This is a genomic window from Brachybacterium sp. GCM10030268 (genome assembly GCF_042666305.1).
Lineage (GTDB): Bacteria > Actinomycetota > Actinomycetes > Actinomycetales > Dermabacteraceae > Brachybacterium.
Window position 1 is genome coordinate 348,811 of sequence record NZ_JBHTCW010000004.1, and the last position, 14,865, is coordinate 363,675.

Annotated in this window: 9 protein-coding genes; 6 read left to right on the plus strand and 3 right to left on the minus strand. The window is 62.3% G+C overall.

Annotated features, from left to right (window positions below; translation table 11 throughout):
* Positions 1–21 precede the first annotated feature (21 nt).
* The 6 genes from ACFQRD_RS09025 to ACFQRD_RS09050 all read left to right on the plus strand — a co-directional run bounded on the left by ACFQRD_RS09025 (position 22) and on the right by ACFQRD_RS09050 (position 11,510).
* Positions 22–1,944, plus strand: a complete 1,923-nt coding sequence (locus ACFQRD_RS09025) for a glycosyltransferase (protein WP_377803825.1) — start codon at positions 22–24, stop codon at positions 1,942–1,944.
* 358 nt (positions 1,945–2,302) lie between these two features.
* On the plus strand, positions 2,303–3,772 hold the full coding sequence (locus tag ACFQRD_RS09030) for a hypothetical protein (RefSeq protein WP_377803827.1): 1,470 nt from the start codon (positions 2,303–2,305) through the stop codon (positions 3,770–3,772).
* 239 nt (positions 3,773–4,011) lie between these two features.
* Positions 4,012–5,265: a UDP-N-acetyl-D-mannosamine dehydrogenase gene (wecC, locus tag ACFQRD_RS09035; protein ID WP_377803829.1), complete on the plus strand. Its 1,254-nt coding sequence runs from the start codon at positions 4,012–4,014 to the stop codon at positions 5,263–5,265.
* Positions 5,262–7,403 carry a glycosyltransferase gene (locus ACFQRD_RS09040; protein WP_377803847.1) on the plus strand — a complete coding sequence of 714 codons (2,142 nt, stop codon included), beginning with the start codon at positions 5,262–5,264 and terminating at the stop codon, positions 7,401–7,403. The genes wecC and ACFQRD_RS09040 overlap by 4 nt, the downstream gene beginning before the upstream one ends.
* A 67-nt stretch (positions 7,404–7,470) precedes the next feature.
* The gene (locus ACFQRD_RS09045; protein ID WP_377803831.1) at positions 7,471–10,311 is read left to right on the plus strand and encodes a heparinase II/III family protein; all 2,841 of its coding nucleotides are present in this window, start codon (positions 7,471–7,473) and stop codon (positions 10,309–10,311) included.
* Between the two features lie 341 nt (positions 10,312–10,652).
* Entirely contained in the window at positions 10,653–11,510 is an 858-nt protein-coding gene (locus tag ACFQRD_RS09050; RefSeq protein WP_377803833.1) for a hypothetical protein, read from the plus strand.
* Positions 11,511–11,573: 63 nt separating this feature from the next.
* On the opposite strand, the gene ACFQRD_RS09055 is transcribed toward ACFQRD_RS09050, so the two are convergent.
* The 3 genes from ACFQRD_RS09055 to ACFQRD_RS09065 all read right to left on the minus strand — a co-directional run bounded on the left by ACFQRD_RS09055 (position 11,574) and on the right by ACFQRD_RS09065 (position 14,784).
* On the minus strand, positions 11,574–12,968 hold the full coding sequence (locus ACFQRD_RS09055; RefSeq protein ID WP_377803834.1) for a hypothetical protein: 1,395 nt from the start codon (positions 12,966–12,968) through the stop codon (positions 11,574–11,576).
* Positions 12,969–13,223: 255 nt separating this feature from the next.
* Positions 13,224–13,934 carry a hypothetical protein gene (locus tag ACFQRD_RS09060; RefSeq protein ID WP_377803836.1) on the minus strand — a complete coding sequence of 237 codons (711 nt, stop codon included), beginning with the start codon at positions 13,932–13,934 and terminating at the stop codon, positions 13,224–13,226.
* Positions 13,935–14,337: 403 nt separating this feature from the next.
* On the minus strand, positions 14,338–14,784 hold the full coding sequence (locus ACFQRD_RS09065; protein WP_377803837.1) for a Gfo/Idh/MocA family oxidoreductase: 447 nt from the start codon (positions 14,782–14,784) through the stop codon (positions 14,338–14,340).
* Positions 14,785–14,865 lie beyond the last annotated feature (81 nt).

A 14,865-nucleotide genomic window follows, 5' to 3' on the forward strand; every position in this document is an offset into this window, starting at 1 on the left:
CCATCCCCACCGGAGGTGCCCATGCCCACGCAGTCCCCGTCCCGCCTGCAGACCCTCCGCACCGGCCTGTGGCACCTGCGGAAGGGCGGACCGGCTCAGCTTCGCACATGGCAGAGGCGTCGACGCACCGCGACCTACGGGGTCGGGGACGGCCTGGGGAGCTTCAGCGACGATGGCCGGCTCTCCTTTCCCCCTCTGAAGCTCCCCGAGCGCGAGGCTCACGTGCCTGGCCTGCGCGCTGCGGTGATCCTCGATGACTTCTCGATGCTGGCGTGGAACTACGAGTTCGAGACCGTCGCCGTGACCCCGCAGCGGTGGCGTGCACAGCTCACCGAGACCCCCGTCGACCTGTTGCTGGTGGAGTCAGCCTGGCACGGCAACAAGGATGCTTGGCAGTACCAGCTCACTGGGTCGAAGGCGCCCAGTGCAGCGCTGCGCGAGCTCGTGGAGCACTGCCGCGAGCTCAGCATCCCCACCGTCTTCTGGAACAAGGAGGACCCGCCGCACTTCGACGATTTCCTGCCGACCGCCAAGCTGTTCGACCAGGTCTTCACAACCGATGTCACGCTGCTGCCCCGCTACCGCGAGGAGCTCGGACACGAACAGGTGCAGGTACTCCCCTTCGCCGCGCAGTCCGCCGTGCACAATCCCATCCGGCCAAAATTCGGCCACCAGGTGCGAGATGTCGCCTTCGCCGGCATGTACTTCGCGCACAAGTTCCCCGAACGCCGCGAACAGATGGACATGCTGCTCGGCGGGGCGCTGGATGCCTCGGCGCGCATGGATGACGGCTTGGAGATCTTCTCCCGCTTCCTCGGGGACGACGAGAGATATCAGTTCCCGGGTGAGCTCGCTGACCGTGTGGTGGGCTCGTTGAGCTACGACCGCATGCTGACGGCGTACAAGGCGTACAAGGTCTTCCTCAACGTGAACTCGGTGGTGACCAGCCCGTCGATGTGCGCGCGACGGATCTTCGAGATCACGGCGTCGGGCACCCCGGTGGTCTCGACCCACTCCCCTGCCATCCAGGAGTTCTTCACGGAGGACGAAGTCCCCGTCGTCACCGATCGCGAGGATGCCGCACACACGGTGCGAGCGCTGGTTCGATCGCGCGAGCTACGAGACCGCACGGTGCATCTGGCGCAGCGGCGAATCTGGAACGCACACACGTATACCCATCGTGCGCGGCAGGTTCTCGAAGCGGTCGACATGGGTTCACGGGCAGGTCGTGCCGGCCTGCCCGGTGAGTCGGGGCTTCCCACCGTCAGCGTGCTCGCCGCGAGCAATCGTCCCGATCAGATCGAGCATGTGGTCGAGCAGGTCGCAGACCAGCGTGACGTGGACGTGCAGCTCCTGGTCGTCACGCACGGCTTCAAGGTCCCGGCGGGATTCTCGGATCGAGTCCGCGATCTGGGCATCGACGACCTGGTGGTGCTCGATGCCCCCGAGGCATGGACGCTCGGGACGTGCCTGAACGCGGCGATCGAGAGTGCAGACGGCGAGGTCTGCGCCAAGATGGACGACGACGACATCTACGGCCCCTTCTATCTGCATGACCTCCTGCAGGCTCGTGCGTATTCCCGAGCGGACGTCGTCGGCAAGCACGCCCACTACATGCACCTTGCCGGGCCGGATACGACCTTGCTGCGGTTCCCCTGGATGGAGCACCGCTTCACCGACCGGGTGATGGGACCCACGATCACCGCCGGCCGCGACGTGTTCGCCGCCCATCCTTTTGCCGATGTCTCCCGCGGGGAGGACACGGGCTTCCTTGAGCGCGTGGTCGCCGACGGCGGCCGGATCTACTCATCTGATCGTTTCAACTTCACACAGATGCGTCGCGGCCAGGCAGGGGCGCACGCTTGGTCGGCGAGCGACCGCGAGCTGCTGTCGACGGCCGATGTCGCGTGGTTCGGCCGGAACGATCAGCACGTGACGGTGTGAGTCACTGCAGCGGGGGTGTGCTCCGTGTGTTCATGGAGCAGGTCCGCGCTTAATCCGATCGGGCCCCATGCCGTGACCCGGGCCCGGACACCCGCACACGGTGCGATCCTGGGGCTCTGAACCGACCAGGTGCCGAGCGCCATCCAGGAGACAAGACGTGACACGCAATCGGTGGTTGCTGGTGGGAGCCGCGGCGGCCGTCGCCGTTCTCGTGCTCGCGGTCGCGCTGGTGGGTCCGAATATACGCAGGCAGGCGTCGGATCCCGGCACGAGCACGCCATTGCTCAGTGCGACGGCACCGCCGGAGGATGACACACTCTTCGCGCCCGGGTACGACGACTCCCCCTCCGCCTTCGAGATGAGCGATCCCGCCGACGCCACAGGGACTCCCGTCTCGACCAGCCTCACCCTTGCCAGTGGTGCTGTCGGTACCGGCGGTGCCGTGGGTCTCAGTTTCGACGCGCGCGAGCTCGCATCCCCCATGTGGGGCTCGGCAGAGTCGAACCTGACCCTGACGCTCTCCGAACTGGACCGCCCAGCACTGCGATTCGGCGGGAACGGAGTGGATCGCCACATGTGGTGGACCTCCAGCGACGAATCCGCCCCCGACTGGGCCGAAGTCACGGTGACGCCAGAAGATCTCGAGCGCGTCGCGTCCGTGGCAGAGGAGATCGACGCACAGGTCACCATTGATCTCGATCTGGGGCACGACGATGCCGCCCGGGCGGCAGACATGGCGTCCCATGCCCAGGAGGCGTTCGGGGACCGCCTGCTCGCCGTCGCAATCGGCAATGAACCCAATGGGTATTTCCACGAGAACCAGCCGGAACTTGCGATGCGCGGCGAGAACTGGTCACCGGAGGCTTACCAGGATTCGCTGGCTGAGTACTCCCGTGCGATTGAGGACGTTGCTCCGGGACTGCCCGTCGCCGGGCCCGGTGCGTACGACGCCCCCTGGTGGCGCGCCTTCGCCGACTCGGACATTCCCAACCAGCGCGCTCTGAGTCTTCACTGGTACCCGTTGTGGGATTGCCAGGGACCAGAGTCGTCGATCGCGAATCCGACTGTGGAGGATCTGACGTCACCGGCCATCCGTGACCAGGCGAGGCACATCATCGGTATGGGAGCGGACGTCGCCGCGGAGCATGATCTGCCGCTGTGGATGGAGGAGACCGGGCCGACGTCGTGCCCGGGCACCAATGACACATCGCGGTCCCACGCCCAAGCGCTGTGGACGGTCGATTATGTATTGACTGCAGCCGAACTGGGCGTTGAGCGCATCGCTTTCCACTCCACTCTTCATGCCTGCCAAGGCGGTGCCCCGATGAGTCCCGTCTGTGCCCGCGGTCCGCTCGATGACCCGGGGCTCATCATGGAGGGCCGTACCAGCTACCTCTCCCTCATGATGCTCGGAGACCTGCCCGACGGGAGGATCCTCTCCCCCACCACCAGCGGCGACGGGAGGATCGCGGTTCACGGCGTCATCGCTCAGGATGGCAACCTCGCTCTGATGATCGTGGACCTCCGCGACCCCGAGAGCGAGGACCAGTCGGCACCGGTGGAGATCAGTCCGCCCAGCAACGTGGGCGACATCGCTCCCGAGGGGTGGAGACTCACCGACGGCTCCCGCCTTGAGGGCGGTTCGCTCGACGCCCCGAACAGCACTCTCGCCGCACCGGCTCCCATCACCGGCCCCCTGGCCGAGGCGCAGCTCGCTCATGGCCAACCGCTCACCGTCCCCAGCAAACCCGGCTCGGTCACGCTGCTCCGGCTGTCGCCTGAGCGGGCTCCGCAATCGTCCGATGCAGGTGGAGCGCAGGAAAACTGAGTCCGGCGGCGCCAACTGGACTCATCGCGGCAACTACCCTGGAAATGAACAGACGATGGCCGACAGCTGGCTTTGGTATGGCGCCCCAGCGTCCGCAACAGACACTCGTCCAGAATGCATGTTGCATCCGTGACAACGCCAGCTGTCGACGTCCTCAAGTAATCGTGCGCAAGCTACGGTGACCCCTAGCGCCGCCTCCGACGCACTGGTCCCCATCCCCGTACTTCCAGGAGATCTCGATGAGTCCGAACGTCCCCCTCGATACAGTCGGCGTGATCGGCCTCGGCTACATCGGGCTTCCGACCGCTGCCGTGCTCGCACAGGCCGGAAAGCGCGTCATCGGTGTCGACGTGAAGCAGTCCAGCGTCGATGCGATCAATGCCGGCGAAGTTCCGTTCGTCGAGGAAGGCCTGGAAACCGTCCTGGCCGGTGTGGTCGCGAAGGGGAAGCTCAGCGCACAGGTGGAGACGCCGGAGGCCGACGCATACATCGTGTCGGTGCCGACCCCGTTCATCGGCGATCACGATGCGGACCTCTCGTACATCGAGGCTGCCGCCCGCGGGATCGCACCGAAGCTCAAGGGCGGCGAACTGGTCGTTCTGGAATCCACCTCGCCCCCTGGCGCCACGGAGCACATGGCAAACGTGATCCTGAGCGAGCGCTCGGATCTCACCAGCGATGTCGAGCGCCCAAACTCGGTGTACTTCTCCCATGCGCCCGAACGCGTGCTGCCCGGCCGCATCATGATCGAGATGGCGGAGAACGACCGCATCATCGGCGGCACCACCCCCGAGGCTGCGGAGCTCAATCGCGATCTCTACGCGAGCTTCTGCCAGGGTGAGCTTCTGCTCACGGACGCCCGGACCGCCGAGATGGCCAAACTCACCGAGAATGCGTTCCGCGACGTGAACATCGCCTTCGCCAACGAGCTGTCCCTCATCGCTGACCGCCAGGGCATCGACGTCTGGGAGCTGATCGAGCTCGCCAACCACCATCCGCGCGTGAACATTCTCCAGCCCGGTCCAGGCGTGGGCGGCCACTGCATCGCCGTAGATCCGTGGTTCATCGTGTCTGCAGAGCGCGAGGTCTCCAAGCTCATCGCCACGGCCCGAGGCGTGAATGACTCCAAGCCTCAGATGGTCATCGAGAAGGTTCTCGGTCGGGCCAATCGGTTCAAGGACCCGACGGTCGCCGCACTAGGTATTGCTTTCAAAGCCAATATCGATGATCTGCGCGAGTCGCCCAGCCGCAACATCGCCGGCGCCCTCGCCGATCAGCTCGACCACGGAACGGTTCTGGTCGTCGAGCCGAATGTCCATGAGCTTCCGCCGGAGCTCGACAAGCGCTCGAACGTCGAACTCGCCGACCTCGATTCCGCCCTCGAGCGCGCCGACATCGTCCTGCTGCTGGTCGATCACGATCCCTTCAAAGAGATCGACCGAGAACTACTGCACGAGAAGATCGTCATCGACACCAAGGGGCTGTGGCGATGACGCAGTCAAGCAGTCCGAATCCGGCATTCCGCTGGCTCCGCGGCGGCGGGCAGCGCACCGCCGAAGAGCAGCCCTCGCAGACCCAGCACCAGCAACGTGCCCACACCGAGGAGCTCCTCAAGCAGGCCCGCCGTGCCGCCGAACGTCCCGAGCAGTTCGAAACTGCTCTTGTCGCCTACCGCGATGCTGCAGCGGCCTCCACCTTCGATGGGCAAGTTCTGCTGGAGTACACACGCTTCTTGATCCGCCACTCCCGAGGGAGCACGGCTGAAGAAGTGCTCGCGCTCTCCCTGGCCCGGAACGGCGCACAGGTAGACGCTCTCGAGCTGTACCTGGAACTAGTACGCGAACTTGAGCTTCCGGCTCAAAGGGCTAGCTGGGCTCTCGACCGCTTGTCAGCGGACATCGCTGAAGCACCTGAGGCGCACCGGGCCGCGTTGGACTATGCGATACCGCACCGTCTTGAAGGCGTCCTGGCGACAATCGGTTCCGACGGCGATCCCGTCAACCGCGCCATCGTGCAGATCAACGAGGCGTACAAGACGAGATCCTCCACCGAGGAGACCCTTGCCGCTGCTGGCCAGAGTCTCGGCGCGAACGACCTCGAGCGGGCGCATCTAACCGTCGTTCTCGCGCGGGGGAACCGGACGACCGCCACGGACCTCCTCCGGAGCGCGGATCCACGCGCGGTGCCAATCAACGCGCTGCGCCGGGCCATCCGCCGTGCCCGCGCGGCCAACAAGCAGAAGCAGCTTGAGGAGTACCTGGAGGCTTACCGGCGAGTCCTCCCTGAGGACCCGTGGGCCAAGACCCTCCAAGCAGAGACCCGGCGTAACGCCGTCAGCAACTACCAGCTCGGGAAGACGGGTTTCCCATTCCCCAAGATGGCGAAACAGGTCGCCTATCCTCCCGAGCAGCACAAAGTCTTCTACCTGTTGCACAACTCGTTGCCACACAACTCCGCCGGTTACGCCACCCGCACGCATGGCCTCCTCTCGGAGCTGAACAGGATCGGATGGGATGTCGACGGGGTTACCCGTCTGGGCTATCCGTACGACATGCCCGGCAAGGCGGAGATCTCCGAGGTGGCAGCGCACGATGTGGTCGGCAACGTCGACTACAGGCGCTTGCTCAAAGGCCGCGAGATCGAGAAGAAGAACCCTCTCTTCTACTACACGGAGCGCTATTCGAGCGCACTGCTCGAGCTGGCCAAGGAACAACGTCCCTCGATCATCCACGCGGCCTCGAACCATTGGAACGGTCTCACTGCCGTGAAGACCGCACGCCAGCTCGGCCTGCCCTCGATCTACGAGGTGCGCGGCCTGTGGGAGGTCACCCGAGGTTCACGGAACCCTGAATGGGCCGAAAGCAACATGTTCAAGTACATCGCGCGCATGGAGGCAGACGCCGCCAAGGGCGCGAGCCGTGTCTTCGCGATTACCGAAGCGCTACGCGAAGAGCTGATCAGTCGTGGCGTGGACGGGGACAAGATCCGTGTCGTCCCGAACGGCGTCGACACTTCGCGATTCGCTCCGATTCCGCGAGACGAGGAGCTTGCCTCCACCCTGGGAGTCGCCGGTAAGACCGTCATCGGCTACGTCGGCTCCGTCCTCGACTACGAGGGCATCGAGCTCTTGCTCGAAGCCGCTGAGGTCTTGAATCGCACACGCGAGGACTTCCACGTCCTGATCGTCGGAGATGGCGCGGAGCTGGAACGCTTCCAGAACGATGTCCAGCAGCGCGAACTCGATCACATCGTCACCTTCACCGGCCGGGTACCTCACGAAGACGTCGAGCGCTACTATTCCTTGATCGACATCACGCCGTTCCCCCGTCTACCTCTGCCTGTCTGTGAGATGGTGTCGCCGTTGAAGCCCTTCGAAGCCATGGCGATGGGCAAAGCTGTGGTCGCCTCGGACGTCGCGGCGCTCAAAGAGATCATTATGCCCGGTGTCAACGGGCATCTGCACGAGAAAGGCGAAGCCGAGTCCCTCATCGAGCAGCTGACCGTATTGCTGGACGACCGGGGGTACACCCGGCAGATCGGTCAACAGGCTCGGGACTGGGTAGTGGAGAACCGTGACTGGAAGCAGCTCGCCCAATTGATCTCGGGGACCTATGAAGAACTCAGCAACTGAATATCCTTGACGGTGCGCCCGCAGAGGAGCAGGTGCATCGTCGCAACCTTTTTAAGGATTGGCTCCCATGAGTCTAGATTTCGCTGTCTCGGAGCGACAGGCCTTCGGCTCGTCGTTCCATGCGCCGACGGTCAAGAAGTTGCTCGCCGGCAAGCTAACCATGACCCCGCATCCAGAGTGGGACCTGCCTGCCACGATCGATTGGGCGGCTGATCCCTTCGACGATGTCAACTGGCAGAATCAATACCACATGCTCCGCTGGCTCGACCCTCTGCGCCGCGCAGCCACCAAGGGCGACGACGACGCGTACGAGATGTGGATCCGATACGTCCGGGACTGGGTGCGCAGCAATCCTCGTTCCGCTCCCGCGCACAAGTGGGTATGGCGTGACATGGTGGAAGGCATTCGTGTCATCCAGTTGTGCCTGGCCGCTCCTCTCGTGCGCGACCGGAGTCCACAGGACCTGGTGTGGCTCGAGGAGACGATCCGAGACCATGCCGACTTTATGAGCGACCCGGCCAATCTAGGCAAGGCCAATCACGCGATGCATCAGCACGAGGCGCTCTTTGTGTGCGGCCGGATCCTCGGGGACGAGCATTACACCGAGCTCGCGATCAGTCGGTTCGACTCCCTGCTCAGCGAGGAGTATGACAACCAAGGCGTCAACGGGGAAGGCGCCGTCGCCTACCACTACAACAACTACCTCTGGTACGAGCGCGCGCTCAAGCGTTTCGATGCGGAGGGAATCCCGCGGCCCTCCGCAGCGGCGCGACACGCACTCGCCCCTGAGGAGATAGCCCACGCCACTCGCCCGGACGGCACATTCGTCTCTATCGGGGATACTGACGGCGGCAATCCCAAACGAGTCGAGTCTCCCTACACCGATTACGTCACCTCAGGAGGCGCCAAGGGAGAGCCTCCGGCGGACCTCGTCAAGGTATACGACCGCGGATACCTCTTCGCGCGGAGCGGTTGGGGCGAGACCGAGCGCAATCTCGACGAGGAGACGTTCTTCTCAGTGAGTTTCGGCCGAGCGGACCGCGTCCACGGCCACCCGGACGGCGGCTCGCTGACCTACAGTGCAGACACGGTGAACTGGGTCGTCGATCCCGGCAAGTTTCAGTATGGGTATAGCATTCCGAGGAAGCACTTCCTCTCGCGGGCCTCCCACAGTTTGGTCACAATCGAAGGGGTGTCACCACGCAAGGACGCCGAGGTGGCACTGACTCGTCAGACCGTCACCGCGCGTTCGTATGATTTCTTATTCGATGACAATAGCTTCCCTGACGTATCACTGACGAGACGTGTCATCTACTCGGTGAACGGAGACTACTTGGTCGTCATCGATCACGTGCGGTCGAAGAGGGAGTGCACGGCTGCGCAGCGATGGCAGCTTGGCCCTGAAGTCGACGCGGACATCAGTCGCCATCGTGTGGAGCTGACGTCCGGGGGCCACAAGGCCGCCCTGCTGTACTCAGGCACTGCTACATCGCTTGAACAGGTTCGGGGGCAGAACACTCCCTTCGACGGGTGGGTCGCGACAGGCTGGAAGCAGAAGGCCGAAGCCACAGCTGTGACCGCCAAGAAGTCCGGGACCAACTTCCGATTCATCACGGTTCTCGCGGTCGGCGCTGGAAAGCATCCCACCTCCAAGGTCGTCCAGACGAAGGCTCCCGGGCTCTGTCTCCAGGTCACCAACGGCCGGATCAGTGAATACATCGCGATCGGCCCGGACTCGGTCACGTTTCCACAGGACCCAGAGTCCAGCAATAGAGACACTGAGATTCGATCTGCGCGAGTCCCTGCCGCACTTCAGGACTCGCACTTGAACACCCGTATCCGTCGAGAAGCCTTCGAGCTGATCGCATCAGCCCGCTCCTCTGCTGTCGGAAAGGATGCGTCCGAGCGTCACGAGATCGCAGCGCGCCTCCAGGCGAGTGCTCAGGAGAGAGGACTCGACGGCGACATCGATCTGGGCTTCACCGCGGCGGTCACCGATCTTCGGCAGACGGTTAGGGGGCGGGTCGACCCGAAGAAGGTTGAGCCGCACAGGACTGCTCTCATAAATTGGGACGGCGACGAGCGGTGGCGACCTACCTTCTACCAAATGCCGACACGGAACTTCGCCTCAGCAGCGACGGTACGGACGCCCCGGGAACATCAGGAGATCCAGACTGTCAATCATGGTCCGTTCGTCATTCCATTCGCGATCGATCCCAGCCCCGGCACGACACTGACCGTCCTGTTCCAGGGCGCCCTGGACAGGGGCAAGGTCCGAACCCCCATCTTCCTGCGGTGGCGCTACCAACTTGAGCTGGAGTCAGGTCCGACACTCGCTATCGCCGACCCCACGCTCGACCTCTCGTCGTCGCTACGGCTCGGATGGTATTTGGGGAACGAGAGGTTCGATTTAGTTCCGGAGATTGCGGAGATCGTCTCCCGGACCGCTGGCAACCTCGGTGTGAGAAACATAGTTCTTGCCGGAAGTTCAGGCGGAGGCTTCGCCGCCCTGCAGGTCGCAACGCACCTCGATGGAGCAATCGCCGTTGCGATGAGCCCTCAGACCGATCTTCGCAGCTACCCACCACGACTCGTCTCGCATGCCACGGCACCTGCTTTCGGCCAGCGGAAATTGACTCCTACGGCGGAGGCAAATCTTCTCCCCCGACTTAGCGTCACGGAACGGATGTCAAGGTTGAACAACTACCCGACGACCGTGCTGGTGTCGAACTCGGGGGACAATTTCCACGTGACCAAGCACGAAGACCCGCTACGCGAAGCATTCCTCCACGCAGGGTTCGAGGACCGCATCAGCACGCGGTGGATCGATCTCGGACCCGGTCACCGGTCAGTTGACAACGACACCTACCGGGGCATTATGACGTCTGTCTACTCGGAAATAGAATGAAGACGGGCGGACATTGGCAGCGCATCCGCCCACCACTCGGAGGTCTCTAGTTGAGCGCAATCCCTTCACAGACCCCGCAGCCACGCGATGCGGCGCTTCAACACGACTTTCTGCGGACACTGTTCGTCCACGCCATGGGAGGTCCGATATTCACGGATGGGCTAGGTGCCGTCGCGCTCCGGTGCGATCACGGCCTCCGCAGTTTTAGAGACAAGGTTCTCCCTCTCACCCGCGAGCGCGGGATTAAGGTGGCCCAGGCATACAACCCGAGGAATTGGCATTATCCCGAGAACTCGGGGGTGACACCCTCTGAGCTCAATGCCTGGGTCGAAGCTGGCGACGTGGAGATCTGGAACCACTCTGCGAACCACTGGGGGGTGAATTCGCATGCGGCAATACACGATCAAGTCGTCGGCGGCCTTCGGGAGATCCAGGAGCAGCTCCCAGCAGCTCGCGGCAAGGTATGGGGATTTGCTCCGCCCAGCGTTTCCAAGGGTGACTACCTAGGATTCCGCAACGGGGCGAGACCGTCGCAGTGGGACACACACGCTGGCAGGCTCATTCTGCGGCATCACGCCGTTGCATCCGCCTACCTCCCCAACACGGCGCAGCGAATCCTTGATGGAAACGTTCGCGATGGCCTCGCCCATGTCACGATCGAACGCCTCGATTCCAATGCGATTCGCGAGCATCTCACGTTCGCAGAGACTCGTCGCACTGGATTCCAGATGATGCTGCACCCGTCACAATTGGACCTCGGCGGAAAATTGAGCAGCAAATCGTTCGAAGCAGTTATGGACCATATTGCGGATCTTCAAGAGGGCGGGCGCATCAGGGCGCTCTCTCCTTACGAGCTCTTGCTCGCGAACTCGGAGCAGCCGACTCCGAATGCGGGTCCATGGCGCTCCTTGCGCGGTTTTCAAGTTGCCGACGCCTCAATCAAAGAACTACGCATCCGCCGGCGGCAGGACGAGGTGCACGTGATGATCGACGCTCTCGTCCCTACCAATGAGCATAACCAATCCGCCACGACCCGCCTGCCACCGGAGTATCGACCAGTACGGAACCAGCTTGTCGAAATCCACTCGGATCGCGGAGCTCGGGCAGAGCTCCAGATCTCGCCCTCTGGGGCAGTTGGCGTGCGGTTCTCAGATCAGTCCCAAGTATATCGCGGGAACGTATTCTACTGGACTTCCTAAGGATAGGTGCGACCACGCGCACGAACGCTTTAGCCCGCGAAGCCAGACTTTGCACTCCAAGCTCTACAGGGCCGCAAGCACCGGATCGTATTTACTCATAATCCGCATGAGTAGCTGATCTCCAAACCTTTCGCTATCAGAAAGCCCCCACGCAGCCTCAAACATCTTTCGGCTATTCATTGCAGAATGGGAATTCATCGTTGTCACGAGTTCTGCATGCTGAACGGAGGTCCAAGTCCCCATCCGTTGCTCCCAATAAATCAGATCTCCCACATCCGCACCATGGAGATCGGCGCTATAATTTCCCCGCTCAAGATACTGACGGATAGCGTTGGTCGTCGTTCTCGCGAACTTCCTACTCGCGTCGTGGCGGGCTGGCCCAGCAAAGAGGGCGTAGGCCAGCTTATCCACTTCCTTCGGGAGGTAGCTCTTGAGCCGAGTATTGAATGGTCCGCGCATCACCTCGCCGCCCAACCCCTTCAAGAACACGTCCGCATCCCCTGCCCCAACAGCCATCTGCGCAGGAAGGAGGGGACGACCACGGGTATATCCTGTAGCTCTTTGAGCACTATTGCGCACTGAATCTAGGTCCGGATCGTTGGGCTTCTCCGACAGTCTTATCCAATCGTGCCTCCCCGCAAGATGCGCAGCCAACCGGGGAATCCTGGCGGCTTCCTCCTCGCCCATGCGATCCCACGTCACATAGCGCGCATCGGTGCCATGTGACGCCAACGTCGCGATGACAGAACGTGAGTCCAAACCGCCGGTCAGTCCGATTACAGGATAATAGTGGGCATCCAGAAAGCTCTTGTAACTCAAGAAGTACTCGTCCCATACCGCCAGTAGCCCGTTGAAATCTTGACTCTCGTTCGGCCGCCTGGGCCAGTACCGCCGCGTCTGCCCGGTACGCACGTCAAGCTCGTTGTTCGGAACGAGATGAACGATCTCGTCGTATAGAGTTAGGTCCCCCGGCAGGAACCGGGTAGACCGGTTGCGATACTCGGGGGTGGCCATGTATCCGACAAGTTCCGGCGATCTCTCCAAAGACTCGCACTCCGCCAGAAGGCTGGCGTGCGACGCCACTACCGATCGGGGCCCGAGTCGGTAAAAGGTGGACTGCGACCCCAACGGATCATGGACCACTCGCGCATCATCACCATCGATTACGAACGCGGCAAATCTTCCAGATAGGAGATCTAGGCTCTCATAGTCACCATCGGCGAGCAGGCCCATTAGCCCATCGAGGTCCCCGCCTCCATGTGCCACGAAGACGTCACCGACAACGATGACTGTCCGACCAGATCGATATCGCGCCTGGCGCACATCAGCATCGGGATGCACAAACAGTTTATAACCCGGCGTCACGATTCGATTCCACCCCGAAAGGTTATCAGCCCGTGAAAATCTATGATGGCGGTGACAGAAGATGAAACCCCTGCGATAGTCGTTGACTGTCATCAACTCCAGCTCCCTCTTGGACGACTGATCACTGCACTAGCTATCCCCTTGCCGGGCTATAAACTACTAGCTAGGTAGCCCGTTGCAAGGACGTGCTTCATGCGCTTCCACGCGAATCATCGGGCGGAGCACTTTCGGCCCGAGCATAGCAGCGCAACCTCACGCCAGCCTCGCCAGAACACGTGACGGGTGCAAGAGACTCAGTATCCGGCGTACGAAGATACTTCCACCCCGGCTTTACGGCGCGATCAAGTCTCATGTGCTACTGGCGACGACAATGAATGATGAGCTGCTTCCGTGTACAACCAGCGGTGCCGGACCCGAATTGCTCACCGCGAGAACGAACTCGAGGGTCCGCCCACAAAGAGGAGCCGGGAGTTGATTCTTCTTCACGAACGATAGAAGTTGGTGATGCGTTTTCTTATCCACATGGGTTGACTCCGTGAAGACATCGAGGCTCTCGCACACTCTTCCCTCGGAATCCAGCACATCGACTCGCAGGTCGACGTCGAAGCTGCTTCCCCCTTCATCGGTCTCCGATGGAATGCACAACGGCTCGCCTCCCTCGCGCGAGCCGTTGACGATCGTACAGGTGGTAAAGTGCAGTGTGCTGAGGATTTTGAGCGTCTCATCGCCAGCCTTCGGGACCTTGAGCGTACCGCGGAACGCAGCTAGTCGCGCCCGGTTTGAGACAACCATGGGTAAACGCTCATCGGAGCTGAAAGCTTTGGCGTCCTGGCCGACAGGGGTCTCTTCCCATTGCACGTCCGCATCTAGCGTGGTGCCGACCGCGGCAGCGGACTCGTTAGGGGAGCTGATTAATACGTTGCACTTCCGTTCACCGTCCTTTTTCGCTGTTAAGAGGAATTGATTTGTGAGAGTGGATGACTCACCGTCGATGATGTTCTGTGTGCCGCTAATCGATCGGGCCTCGCCGCTGTCCCCGCCAGAGCAGGCGAGGGACACCCCCAAGTACATTGCCGTACCAGGCGTGGAACTTGGCTTCGTCGTCGAAACGGTGAACCGCAATACGTACGATCTGCCCTTCTGCACGGGGAAAGATTGAGTCGACGTTCGAACGGAGTCCGGGACTGTGAGCGACACGGTCTCTCGGACGGTCAGCGGCGACTCGTACGTGGGTGAGGTAGCGGTTTCTGACCCGTCAGGCAGCTGAGGCTTCCGCACGAGCCCCAAGACGATGACAAACAGTAGAATGACAACGAAGCATGAGCCGATCCAAAGCCACCGTCTACGGTCCTGCTGCGCTCCGTCCGTCACAGGCTTGGCCCCCAGCTCGCGGTGATGAAATGGACGGTGCGCGGTGTTGCTCTCGATGCCAAAGACCTAGTCGCCTGGGTCGTGCACCGTCTCAACCGATGTCGACAACGCTAGCCTCTCGAGCCGACTCTAGTGCGGCCTCGACGGCGCGCACAGTGTACAGCCCTTCCCGCATGGTGACGATGTTGGTGCCAGTCCCCAACACTGCGTCCCGGAATGCTTCGTGCTCACCCGCCAGCGGTTCCTTCCGCTGCAGCGAGTAGCGGACGACCTCGCCTTCGCTGACACCGCGAAAAGAGGCGATCGACTCCCACAGGTTGATAGCGGCGTCGGCATTGGCGTGGAAGGCGAGATCCGCGTTGAGGGTGTCGGCCACCAGCACACCCTTCTCCCCTGTCACCACGGTGATCCGCTCCTTGAACGGTGACATCCAGTTCACCAGATGATTAGTGATCGTCCCGTCGACGAGTTCGCCGGCGATGGAGACCATGTCCTCGTCTTCGCGACCGGAGCGTCGCGCCGACCTGACTTGATGCACGGTGATGTCGCTGGCGAGCTATCAACCCGTTGACCTGGAGGTTTGTGGGTCGAGGTGGGTGATTCGGGATACTAACGGGGT

Excerpts from the sequence above, each read along its gene's own strand:
- ACFQRD_RS09025 (WP_377803825.1), top strand. The coding sequence starts at position 22 with ATGCCCACGCAGTCCCCGTCCCGCCTGCAGACCCTCCGCACCGGCCTG.
- ACFQRD_RS09030 (WP_377803827.1), top strand. The coding sequence starts at position 2,303 with ATGAGCGATCCCGCCGACGCCACAGGGACTCCCGTCTCGACCAGCCTC.
- wecC (WP_377803829.1), top strand. The coding sequence starts at position 4,012 with ATGAGTCCGAACGTCCCCCTCGATACAGTCGGCGTGATCGGCCTCGGC.
- ACFQRD_RS09040 (WP_377803847.1), top strand. The coding sequence starts at position 5,262 with ATGACGCAGTCAAGCAGTCCGAATCCGGCATTCCGCTGGCTCCGCGGC.
- ACFQRD_RS09045 (WP_377803831.1), top strand. The coding sequence starts at position 7,471 with ATGAGTCTAGATTTCGCTGTCTCGGAGCGACAGGCCTTCGGCTCGTCG.
- ACFQRD_RS09055 (WP_377803834.1), bottom strand. The coding sequence starts at position 12,968 with ATGACAGTCAACGACTATCGCAGGGGTTTCATCTTCTGTCACCGCCAT.